General features: G+C 47.3%; 5 protein-coding genes. 4 read left to right on the top strand and 1 reads right to left on the bottom strand.

Annotated features, from left to right (window positions below; genetic code table 11):
* Positions 1-250 precede the first annotated feature (250 nt).
* From hyoA to tadA, 3 genes are all read left to right on the top strand, one after another.
* Positions 251-4,564 carry an NACHT domain-containing antiphage protein HyoA gene (gene hyoA / locus L9G74_RS03210; protein WP_238894841.1) on the top strand — a complete coding sequence of 1,438 codons (4,314 nt, stop codon included), beginning with the start codon at positions 251-253 and terminating at the stop codon, positions 4,562-4,564.
* 93 nt (positions 4,565-4,657) lie between these two features.
* The gene (locus tag L9G74_RS03215) at positions 4,658-5,224 is read left to right on the top strand and encodes a DUF1415 domain-containing protein (protein WP_238894842.1); all 567 of its coding nucleotides are present in this window, start codon (positions 4,658-4,660) and stop codon (positions 5,222-5,224) included.
* A gap of 165 nt (positions 5,225-5,389) precedes the next feature.
* Positions 5,390-5,941: a tRNA adenosine(34) deaminase TadA gene (tadA, locus tag L9G74_RS03220; RefSeq protein ID WP_238894843.1), complete on the top strand. Its 552-nt coding sequence runs from the start codon at positions 5,390-5,392 to the stop codon at positions 5,939-5,941.
* Positions 5,942-6,117: 176 nt separating this feature from the next.
* Here the strand turns inward: tadA and mltF are convergent, their stop codons facing one another.
* On the bottom strand, positions 6,118-7,560 hold the full coding sequence (mltF, locus tag L9G74_RS03225; RefSeq protein ID WP_238894844.1) for a membrane-bound lytic murein transglycosylase MltF: 1,443 nt from the start codon (positions 7,558-7,560) through the stop codon (positions 6,118-6,120).
* 289 nt (positions 7,561-7,849) lie between these two features.
* Between mltF and purL the strand changes: the two genes are divergently transcribed.
* Entirely contained in the window at positions 7,850-11,731 is a 3,882-nt protein-coding gene (gene purL, locus L9G74_RS03230; RefSeq protein ID WP_238895163.1) for a phosphoribosylformylglycinamidine synthase, read from the top strand.
* Positions 11,732-12,195: the final 464 nt, after the last annotated feature.

Raw genomic sequence — 12,195 nt, forward strand, 5'->3', positions numbered from 1 at the left:
AGTAAATTTAGCAATGAGCGGGCGGCCTTTTGGTTCTCGCTGCTGTGAATTAGCATCGGGCGGAATGGTCCTGAAATGAACTTTCTTCTTTCTGAGAAGGCGTGCCATTGTCATCTGGTTGACTTAAAAAAGATAAGCCGACGAGAGAGATTTCACGTTGCTGATATATTTATGGTCACCAGTATTTGGTCTCTTACTTCCACTATGGGATAGTGTCTAAATTCAGCTCTTCTACTAAAAGCTTTTAGATATGAACGACGCCCCAGTGCCCCTTGAGAGGCGTTTCTCTCTGGCACCTAAATCAAATTCTGATGAAGAGAATTATTTTTCGTTGTTGGACAACGATTCTGCTGGTTGGCCTGAACTTGAGCAAGAGTTTCGGTGTGTCATATTAGCGGAAGCTGGCGCGGGTAAAACTTATGAGATGCAAAATCGATCGCAATCAATCTTCGAAAGCGGTCGCTTTGCATTTTTCATTCGAATCGAAGATATCGAGGATGGATTTGAAAGCAGTTTTGAAGTGGGTTCATTTGAAGCGTTTCAAGAATGGCAAAATTCACAAGATGAAGCATGGTTTTTTCTTGATTCTGTGGATGAAGCCCGTCTGGAAAACCCTAAAAAATTTGAGAAAGCCATAAAATGTTTTTCCCGTTCTATAAAAAATTATTCCCAGCGGGCAAGGGTTTTTATCTCAAGTCGACCTTATTCTTGGCGCCCTAAATCCGATCTTAAGCTAGTCGAGCAGTACCTGCCTTTTAAAAAACAACAAGCAGAATGTCTTTCAGATCAAGCCTTGGAAGTCGAAAATTCATCCAATAGAAAAGATGAAGCAGAAAGTGCTGTTAAAGTTTTTGTCTTGGAACCATTAAAGGAAGCGGATATTCGATTATATGCGCAGGTAAGAAATGCTACGGAAGTAGACAAACTTATCGTAGACCTCCATCGAGCAAACTTAATGTCATTGGCTGCTCGTCCTTTTGACCTCGATGCAGTATTAGCTAAATGGCATTCGGATAAAGCGCTTGATGGGCGACTGGAGCTATTAAAACACAATATTGAAATTCGACTATCAGAGCAGCATCCAGATCGTAAGCTGCTTCAGCCGCTGAGTAATGAGAAAGTACGTTACGGCGCGAGGTTGCTTGCCGCAGCAGTCATTTTAACTGGCAAGCCTGGAATTAGAATTCCCGATGCTATGAACGAAAGTGAAGGGATTGATGCAGCGGCTGTTTTATCAGATTGGTCTCCCATTGAAATAAATGCATTACTAGAGCGTGGAATTTTTAACGATGTGCTATACGGAATGGTTCGCTTTAGACATCGTGATATCAGAGAGTTACTGGCCGCCGAATGGTTTTTTGAGTTTTTGAGCAAGAACAATGTTCATCACAGAATCGAGACGCTGTTTATTCGAGAGCAATATGGTGCGCGGCTATTAACTCCGCGACTGAGGTCTGTGCTTTCATGGCTACTCCTATTTGATAAAAATATTCGACAAAAAGCTTTAGCGATTGCTCCAGAAGTTGCTGTCGATGGTGGTGATGCAGCACACCTGCCTTTAAACGAGAGGCAACGTTTATTAAACGATATCGTCACTAGAATTGTGGTGAATGAAGATGATCGCTCGGCCAGAGACAATAGTGCTATCGCCAGAATCGCGCAGCCAGATTTAACCGCCGATGTTCTTCAGCTTATCAATCAACATTACGACAATGATGATGCAATATTTTTTCTTGGTCGATTGGTTTGGCAAGGGGAAATGGCTGAATGTGTTCCCGTCCTCATGCATATTGCCGAGACACCTAACCGAGGGATATATGCGCGTATAGCGGCCACCCGCGCTGTTTTTACTTGTGGCACAGTTGAACAACAGTTTCAGGTCTTGCAGCGGTTAAATGAAGTTTCTTCTCAACTGCCTCGCCAGTTATTGGCGGAGATTTTAGAGGATGTGATTGCAAACTCTGCATCAGTAGCAGCACTACTGAAATTAATCCACAAATTAGAAAAATATGAGCAGTATGAAGCGGATGGTTTGATTCGGGCTTTTCATCATTTCATCGTTCGCTTACCTATAGGCGATTCTACAGATGAGCAAATGCCCCTGATGGATTTACATAAAGGGCTTTGCTTGTTGTTGACGGAACCACCGTTTTGCCACCAGCAATATAGTCGTATTTCTGAGACTCATGCGTTGTTTTTAGAGCACGCGATCCACGTTATCGAACGACTAATTAAGGTTCGTTCACAGTCGACTCTTACCCCAGCTTGTTTATCGTTGTTAGTACACTCGCCAAATGCTAATAGTTTTCGAGATAATTATTTTGATGAACGTAAATCAAACTTGAGTGAATTGGTTCCTACTTGGAAAGAATTGAACGATGCACTCTTTTGGTGTTGTGTAGAAGATGCAAGGGCTTACCATAGCGGTGGATATCGCATTACTTCTATAGGGCAGGTAAGTTGGTCAGGCCACTTTTGGGCGTTTGATGGTGGTCGGTTTGATGACGTTGTTGGATTTATTGCATCCCGTGATTTTATCGATGATCAGTTAGTAGCTTTATCACTCGCATATCAGTTGTATATTGATAACGATAAACCGACTGATTGGCTAAGTCATCTTCGGGCGGCAGTTGTAGGATATGCTGAACTAGAACAATACCTTAAAAACTCTTTAAACCCAGTGAAAACCGAGCAAGAGATCGAATGGGAAGAAGAGAATAAAAAGTGGAAACGAGTTCAAGATTTAAAACAGAAGCAAGAAGAAGTTAGTCGAGCCAAGTGGATAAAATATCTCAAATCCGACCCTAGTGTGCTCATCAATCCAATCGGCACACAATCTGATGAGATAATCAACACTCATGTTCGGTTATTAAATGAAATCCTCAGTTCAGACATCCGTATGAGTCGCAGTGAAGGGGCTGATTGGCAAGCTTTGATACCTGATTTTGGCGAGGATGTTGCCAATGCTTATCGACAATCTGCAATAGCCTCTTGGCGAAATTTTTCTCCTAAGCTGAGTTCTGAAAGTGGCTATTCGAATTCGATACCCTACGGATTAATTTTTGGTATGGTAGGGCTGGAAATTGAGTCGACGGAGAATAGTCAATTCCCGACTAATTTGAGTTCTGCTGAAGTTATTCATGCACTCAGATATATCGTCCATGAGTTTAATGGATTCCCTCGTTGGTTTGAAAAGCTCTATGGGGCTTTTCCAGATGAATGCCTGCATGCGGTAATGATCGAATTATGTTGGGAGTTAGAAAATTGTGAGGCTGAGAAGTCGCTGCACTACATATTGAGCAATTTAGTGTTTGATGCACCGTGGATACACCAAAGAATCGCTCAGCCGCTTTTTACTTGGATGTTAGAGCATGAAGTCTCAAACAATGAGTCACTAGAGTACTGTGTTGCACTGCTTCAAAGTGGAGGAATAAGTGCTGAACAATTGTCTCATTTAGCCCGCTTGAAAGTGCGTGCAAACAGAATATGTGGACAATTACCAATTTGGTTTGCTCTTTGGGTCGATGTGGATGCGCAGAGTGGGATTGCTGCAATGACGTTATGGCTATCAAGTCTAGCTAAATCAGAGTCAAGTCACGCTGCGCAGTCGTTTATTGTCAGTTTGATGGGAGAGCGCCGTTCTTCATACAGCGCTATGCGCTATGGTGATTTTCATCAGGTGCAGTATCTAAAAGAACTTTACATGCTAATGCATAATTATGTCCGTACCGCTGATGACATTGAACGTGCGGGAAAAGGCGTATATTCGCCAGTTTTGAGAGATAATGCTCAAGCCGCGCGTAATGCTCTTTTCACGCTGTTAACTCAGATCCCAGGTAAAGAAACCTATATTGCATTAACTGAGTTGGCGAAAGAGCATCCAGATGAAAGTTATAGACACTGGATGTTAAGAAGAGCATATCAACTTGCTGAGCAAGATGGTGATATCGAATGTTGGACTGAGCAGCAATTAAACGAGTTTGAGAAACGCCAAGAAACAACACCATCTTCCAATAGGCAGCTATTTGAACTCACGGTTGATAGGTTGATTGATTTAAAAAACTGGCTAGAGAGAGGGAATGACAGCCCTTATCTGACGTGGAAAAAGGTTGAATCTGAAACCGAAATGCGCAACTTAATTTCCGGTTGGCTTAGCCGTGAGTCTGCTGGATTTTACAGCTGTGCGCAAGAGAACGAATTACCTAACAGTCAGCGAACTGACATATTGATTCAGAGCCCCCAAGTCACGGCACCTGTACCGATTGAATTAAAATTACTTGATAAAGCATGGTCTGGGGAAAAGCTGTGTGAGCGATTGCGCAACCAACTTGTTGGTGATTATTTAAGAGAGCGGAACGCGGGTTGCGGAGTTTTTTTGTTAGTTTGGTGTGGTCATGCTAATGAAAAGAAATGGCGCATGAATGGCGAAGATATACCTTTAGGCAATTTAGCGGATGAGTTGAAAGCGTACTGGCAATCAATTTCAAATGACTATCCTGAAATCGATGCGTTAGAAGTAATGGTAATCGACCTCACTATTCGCGGGCTGGTCTCTACAGATTGAGAAAGTGCCTGAAAAGTCTCGGCTGTGAGATCTTCGTCCTCTCCAGCGTGAGCTGTGCTATGCTCCGCCCATTGAAAATGACTGATGGCATTTATGAGCACCACATTTGATATTGATGCGATTGAGACTGAAGTAAACACTTGGCTTGAGCAGGTGGTTATTGGCTTAAATCTATGTCCTTTTGCGGCGAAACCACAACGTAATAAGCAGATCCAAATTCATGTCAGCGAAGCAACGACTGAAGAGGAATTGCTTAGTGAGCTGTTTCAATGTTTCACTGAGTTAGATAACAACACGGCAGAAGAGCTGGAAACCACCTTGGTGGTGGTGCCGGGTATGTTGCAAGACTTCTTTGATTACAACCAATTCATTGATTGGATTGAGGCGCTGCTGCGCCAAGAGCAGTGGGATGGTACTTATCAAGTGGCGACGTTCCATCCCGATTATTGCTTTGCTAATGCTGACGCAGATGATCCGGCCAACTTAACCAATCGTGCGCCTTATCCGATTTATCATCTGATCCGTGAAGCGAGCATGAGTAAGGTGCTAGAGCATTACCCGAATCCGGAAGCGATTCCCGATATCAATATCGCGCGGGTGTCTGCCTTGACCGCAACCGAGCGACAAGCATTATTTCCGCATCTGTTTAAAAGCAAATAATGCCTTCTCTGTGGCTGGCACATGTAAACACCAGCCACTTTTGTCATCCATACCGCCAGCCGTGAAGTGGCTTGGTGGTGCTCATGGGCTGGATAAATTGCTACTGCCTACCAATCACCAACCTATGCCGTTATACTTCCGCCAAAATTCCTCGCCAATAGCACTATGACTGATACCGCAATACCCAACACTCAATTAGCCGATGATGAGCAGTGGATGCGCCATGCGCTGCAATTGGCTGAACGTGCCGAAGCGGCGGGGGAAGTTCCCGTGGGTGCGGTGTTGGTCAAAGATAATCAAGTGATTGCCGAAGGTTGGAATCTGCCCATTACCGATAATGATCCGACGGCCCACGCGGAGATCCGCTGTTTACAACAAGCGGGCAAGGCGTTGCAAAACTATCGCTTACTGGATACTACGCTGTACGTGACGTTAGAGCCGTGTGCCATGTGTGCTGGCGCGATGGTGCATAGCCGTATTGGGCGCGTGGTGTTTGGCGCCTTTGATGCCAAAACGGGCGCGGCGGGAAGTGTCATCGATTTACTGCAACAACCGCAGTTTAACCATCAAGTGCAAGTCACGGCGGGCGTGTTAGCTGACGAGTGCGCCAGCCAATTGAGCAACTTTTTTAAACGGCGCCGCCAAGAGCAAAAATCGCTCAAGCAGCAGCGCCAAGCAGAGGCCGCGGTTATTCAGCCAGATGCAGGAAAAAGTTAAATAGACGATGGTGAGCGTGTTGTCTCTTACGGTGGGCTTTTTTTAATACACGACGACGAGCGGCACTGCGGTTGATGGTTCGCTGTTTCATGATGACGTTGACGCCTAAATAGACAGTGCCGCCACGTTAACATCTCTGCTACGCGGCGGCTAGCGCAATCGTTAAAATTGACTATTTATTGAGGTGAACCCGCTGTGGTGTTGACCTCTGCAGTAATGTGGCTGTTGTCGTCAATACTGCTTTCGGTACTCTCTGTCTCCGCCAGTTGCTGCTGTGCATCATGGTTATCCATCCACACTAAGGTATCGTAGTAGCGGCGAATATTTTCCACATAACGCACTGCTTCATTACCGCGAGCGTAACCATATTTGGTTTCTTGGTAGTATTTGCGTTTTTGCAGTAGCGGCAGCACCTGTTTGACATCTTTCCACGCACTGGGGTTTTTACCCAGTTTTTCGGTTAATATTCGCGCATCTTCAATGTGGCCATAGCCGATGTTATAGGTCGCCAACGCAAACCACATGCGCTCTTCCAGCGGAATCGACAGCGGTAACATTTGCAAAATACTGCTGAGGTAAGTCGCACCGCCTTTGATGCTCTGCTCAGGGTCAAGGCGATTACTAATGCCCAACTGCTCTGCTGTGGGAATGGTGAGCATCATCATGCCGCGCACGCCAGTCGGAGACCGTGCGCGTGGATCCCAATGAGATTCTTGGTAAGCCGCCGCAGCAAGTTTACGCCAATCAAGTTCGCCCGCATATTGTTCAAACCAGTGACGATATCTGGGTAACTTGCGCTCCACTGCCCGCATAAAGGCGCGGGTGTCAACGTAGTCAAAGCGTTTGACGTGACCGAAGTACTTTTCTACCAAGTGGTCAAGCGTGCCGTCGTGTTTCTCTTCATGCCAAAAGTGCAGCAGTTTGCTCATCAAACGGTCGCTACCGTTGCGGCGCATCAGCCACACAATCGGTTGATCTTCTTCCACCGTGGGACCAACGCGCAGTTCTGGCATGAAGCGGCGATTGATCTCAATAGTGGAGGAGTCAGAGATGGTGTAATCCAACTGACCACTGTTGATCATGCCCAAGATCTCTTCGCTGTCCTTATCGTGCAATTCTTCCCAGCTCAGCGAAGGCGCATCTTGCTTGAGTTGTTCTAAGGTGCTGACAAACGAAGAATCCGCCACGACCGCGATGCGGCCATCAATGGTGTCTGGCGAGATAGGAATGCGGGAACCATTGCGGTAAACCACCACTTGGTTGACATAATAAAGCGGTGGACTGAGGCGAAACTGATCACGGCGTACCGGCGTATCAGCGAGACCGGCGGCAATCACGTCAATGTCGCCATTTTCCAGTGCGTCATACAGTTCATGGATGTTGGCATACGGGGTGATATTGAGTGGTTTTTGCAAAAAATCGGCAAAGCGCTCGGCCAGTTCATAATCAAACCCGCTATTGCCGCGGGTTGAACTGACGTAAATCTGCGCACCATAAAGTGTGCCGACTCTTAGCTCAGTATTGGCTTTGGGGGGCGCAGTGACAACAGGTTCGTCAGCCGCCTTTTGGCAACCGACTAACAATATTAGCGATAAAAGAAGTGGTAACAGCTTGTTCATAACAAAAATTGGGTTCTCTCAATTGTAAGCAATCGAATTCATGTCAAATATCGTTGCAAAATTTAAAAAACAACTTTAAATCAATCAGTTATTTTTTTACTTCTACTAAAAATATTTCATCTATGATTGGTTGTTTACCAAGATGAACGCACTGTTCCTTGAGCTGTATAGTTTATAGCATAGTTAGGGTCGATTTCGGCGATTACTGAGGTGATTTAGCCTCGCTATTTCCCTATAATGTCGCCACCTCTGACCCCGTAAATATTTTATAAAAAGGTGATTTAACGTGATGGAGATCATCCGTGGAGCCCCAGCACTTTCTGCTTTCAGGGTACAAAAACTATTGGAAGCGTGTGCAGCTGCAGAACTTCCTGTCAGTAACATTTACGCCGAGTACATCCACCTTGCCGATTTAACGGCGCCACTGAATGACGATGCGAAAGCCAATCTGGCCAAGATGTTGACCTACGGCCCAAGCATCGAGTCCCATGAACCACAAGGCAAATTACTGTTTGTCACGCCGCGTCCGGGAACCATCTCTCCTTGGTCATCTAAAGCGACTGACATCGCTCGTAACTGCGGTTTGAATCAAATCAAGCGGTTAGAACGAGGAATCGCCTATTATATCACCGCTGAACAAATTTCCGACACACAATTTGCGCAAGTCACCGCTTTATTGCATGACCGCATGATGGAAGTGGTACTTAACCACTTTGAAGATGCAGCAGTTTTGTTTAGTCGCACCGAGCCTGCACCATTTATTAGTGTGGATATTTTGGGCGAAGGCCGTCGTGCGTTAGAGCTGGCTAACCGCAATATGGGCTTAGCATTAGCCGATGATGAAATAGATTATCTGGTCGAAAACTTCACTAAGCTGGGCCGTAACCCGAACGACATCGAATTGATGATGTTCGCCCAAGCGAACTCAGAACACTGCCGCCATAAAATCTTCAACGCCGATTGGACTATCGACGGTGAAGTGCAGCCTAAATCGCTGTTCAAAATGATTAAAAACACCTTCGAAAAAACACCTGATAACGTACTGTCAGCGTATAAAGATAACGCCGCAGTGATGACAGGTTGTGAAGCGGGGCGTTTCTTTGCTGATAGCGACGGTGTTTACCGTTATCACACTGAGCCAGTACACATTCTGATGAAGGTGGAAACCCACAACCATCCAACAGCAATCAGCCCATTCCCCGGTGCCGCGACAGGTTCTGGCGGTGAAATCCGTGATGAAGGCGCGACAGGCCGCGGCTCTAAACCCAAAGCAGGTTTGACTGGTTTCAGCGTATCTAACTTGAAAATCCCGGGTTTTGAACAACCGTGGGAAGGTAACTACGGCAAGCCTGAGCGCATTGCATCTGCGTTTGACATCATGATGGATGGCCCGCTGGGCGGCGCGGCGTTTAACAACGAATTTGGTCGTCCGGCGCTGGTGGGTTACTTCCGTACTTACGAGCAGGAAGTCTGCAGCCACAACGGCGTAGAAGTGCGCGGTTATCACAAGCCAATTATGTTGGCCGGTGGTTTAGGTAACATTCGTGAAGATCACGTGCAAAAAGGTGAAATCTCAATCGGCGCCAAGCTGATCGTCCTCGGTGGCCCTGCGATGAACATCGGCCTCGGTGGCGGTGCGGCTTCTTCGATGGCGTCTGGTCAATCAAGCGAAGATCTCGACTTTGCTTCAGTACAGCGTGAAAACCCAGAGATGGAACGTCGCTGTCAGGAAGTGATTGACCGCTGCTGGCAGATGGGTGATGCCAACCCAATCCAGTTTATTCACGACGTGGGTGCGGGCGGTTTGTCGAACGCATTCCCAGAACTCGTGAGCGATGCTGGCCGTGGCGGTAAATTTGAGCTGCGTAACGTGCCATCGGATGAGCCGGGCATGAGCCCGCTGGAAATCTGGTGTAACGAATCGCAAGAACGTTATGTGCTGTCTGTGGCGGCAGAAAACCTCGATACCTTTAAAGCGATTTGTGAGCGTGAACGCGCGCCATTCGCGGTTGTGGGTGAAGCGACCGCAGCAGAACACCTGAGCCTGTCTGATGAGCACTTTGATAACAAACCTATCGATCTGCCGTTAGAAGTATTGCTTGGTAAAGCACCAAAAATGAGCCGCGAAGCCACCACTCAAAAAGTGACTGGCGTAGCGCTTGAAGAAGACAAGATTGATATTGCTGAAGCGGTAAAACGTGTACTGACGTTGCCAACCGTGGCGGATAAAACCTTCTTGATCACCATTGGTGACCGTACCGTGACCGGTCTGGTTAACCGTGACCAAATGGTTGGCCCTTGGCAGGTGCCGGTGGCTGATTGTGCCGTGACTGCGGCAAGTTTTGACACCTACGCCGGTGAAGCGATGTCGATGGGCGAACGTACTCCGCTGGCACTGCTGGACTTTGGCGCATCTGCCCGTATGGCGGTAGCCGAATCAATCATGAACATTGCCGGTGCCGACATTGGTGAGCTGAAACGCATCAAGCTGTCAGCTAACTGGATGTCAGCCGCGAATCACCCAGGTGAAGATGCCGGTCTGTATGAAGCCGTAAAAGCGATTGGTGAAGAGTTGTGCCCAGCGTTGGATTTGACTATTCCAGTCGGTAAAGACTCGATGTCAATGAAGACAGCTTGGCAAGACAACGGCACTGATAAAGCCGTGACTGCGCCGTTGTCACTGGTGATCACAGCTTTTGGTGCGGTGCGCGATGTGCGTAACACTGTAACGCCTGAACTGCGCACCGATAAAGGTGACACCGTATTGCTGCTGGCTGACGTAGCCAACGGTGCAACCCGTCTTGGCGGTTCATGTTTAGCGCAAGTATTTGAAGCGCTGGGCGATAAAGCACCTGATCTGAACGCAGCCGCGCCACTGAAAGGTTTCTTCAATGTGACCCAACAGCTGGTGGCTGAGCGCAAACTGATCGCTTATCACGACCGTTCAGACGGCGGTATGTTTACTACGCTGACCGAAATGGCCTTTGCGGGTAACACCGGCTTGAAAGTGCAATTGGCTGAGCTGGCGGGGTCTGATTTGGCTCGTCTGTTCAACGAAGAGCTGGGCGCGGTACTGCAAGTGTCTAAAGCGGATGCGGCAGCGATTATCGCGGCGTATCAAGCCGCTGGTGTTGCTTGTCACGCTGTAGCTGAGCTGAGCAATGACGACCAAATCACCATTCTTGATGGTGAGCGCCAAGTGTATGCCGCCAGCCGCGTGGCGCTGCGTCAATTGTGGTCAGAAACCACTTATCGCATGCAAGCACTGCGTGATAACCCTGAGTGCGCTAAAGAAGAGTTCGACATCAAACTGGATGCTAAAGACCCAGGTTTGACCGTGAAACTCAGCTTTGACCCAGCGCAAGACGTCGCTGCACCTTACATCGCTAAAGGCGCTGCGCCGAAAATGGCGATTTTGCGTGAGCAGGGCGTTAACTCACAAGTTGAAATGGCAGCGGCGTTTGACCGCGCAGGTTTCGACAGTGTTGACGTGCATATGTCCGACATCCTGTCTGGTCGTTTGTCTCTGGAAGAGTTCCACGGCTTAGTGGCTTGTGGTGGCTTCTCTTACGGTGACGTACTGGGCGCAGGTGAAGGTTGGGCGAAATCGATTCTGTTCAACGCCCGTGCCCGTGAGCAGTTCAGCCGCTTCTTTGAGCGTGCTGATAGCTTCGCGCTTGGTGTGTGTAACGGTTGTCAGATGCTGTCTAACCTGAAAGAGATCATTCCGGGCACTGAACACTGGCCACACTTTGTGCGTAACCGTTCAGAACGCTTTGAAGCGCGCTTCAGCTTGGTAGAAATCCAACAGAGTCCATCACTGTTCTTTAACGGTATGGCCGGTTCGCGTATGCCTATCGCGGTAAGTCACGGTGAAGGCCGTGCAGAGTTTGCTTCAATCGCGGCACAGCAAGCGGCGGAGCAAACCGGTACCGTGGCATTGCGTTATGTGAATGGTAACGGTGATATCGCCACCCAATACCCACAAAACCCGAACGGTTCACCGAACGGTTTGGCAGGCATTAGCTCAGTAGATGGCAAAGTAACGATTATGATGCCGCATCCTGAGCGAGTATTTCGCACGGTTGCCAACTCTTGGCACCCAGATGCATGGGGTGAAGACAGCCCATGGATGCGGATGTTCCGTAATGCACGAGTGAACCTCGGCTAAACGTCGTTAAGGTTTTCACGCCTAAAAAAGGGCAGGTAAATTTTTACCTGCCCTTTTTGTTTGCAGGGTTAACCGCATTAAAATCTTTAATATTCATTAAGTTGTATTTGGTGGGTTGTGCGGTAAAACGCAATTTGCTGTATCAATGCTGTTACACAGAAAAGTCATTGTATGCGGCAGTTTTTTCAAGACTTGTCATGTTGTTGACAACGGTTTTCATCTCAGTGAACGCTAAATTATTTGTTATAGAACAACTTATTAACGTTACTGCGCTATTTTTTATCCTCCAAAATAAGTCGGGTATTTATAAATTCCCGTATTTTCATATAGATAACTGCCTATGCTCTTCGCTTGCTCATTTGGCTAAGTTGGCATGGCGCATAATTTGTGACCCATATTGTCGGCGATTCGTATTATCTGATGTGACAAATTGTTCATTAGCTCACGCTCTGCAGCAGACAAAG

The sequence above is a fragment of the Shewanella electrica genome, from assembly GCF_022321485.1.
Classification (GTDB): domain Bacteria; phylum Pseudomonadota; class Gammaproteobacteria; order Enterobacterales; family Shewanellaceae; genus Shewanella; species Shewanella electrica.

Excerpts from the sequence above, each read along its gene's own strand:
- purL (WP_238895163.1), top strand. The coding sequence starts at position 7,850 with ATGGAGATCATCCGTGGAGCCCCAGCACTTTCTGCTTTCAGGGTACAA.
- mltF (WP_238894844.1), bottom strand. The coding sequence starts at position 7,560 with ATGAACAAGCTGTTACCACTTCTTTTATCGCTAATATTGTTAGTCGGT.
- tadA (WP_238894843.1), top strand. The coding sequence starts at position 5,390 with ATGACTGATACCGCAATACCCAACACTCAATTAGCCGATGATGAGCAG.
- hyoA (WP_238894841.1), top strand. The coding sequence starts at position 251 with ATGAACGACGCCCCAGTGCCCCTTGAGAGGCGTTTCTCTCTGGCACCT.
- L9G74_RS03215 (WP_238894842.1), top strand. The coding sequence starts at position 4,658 with ATGAGCACCACATTTGATATTGATGCGATTGAGACTGAAGTAAACACT.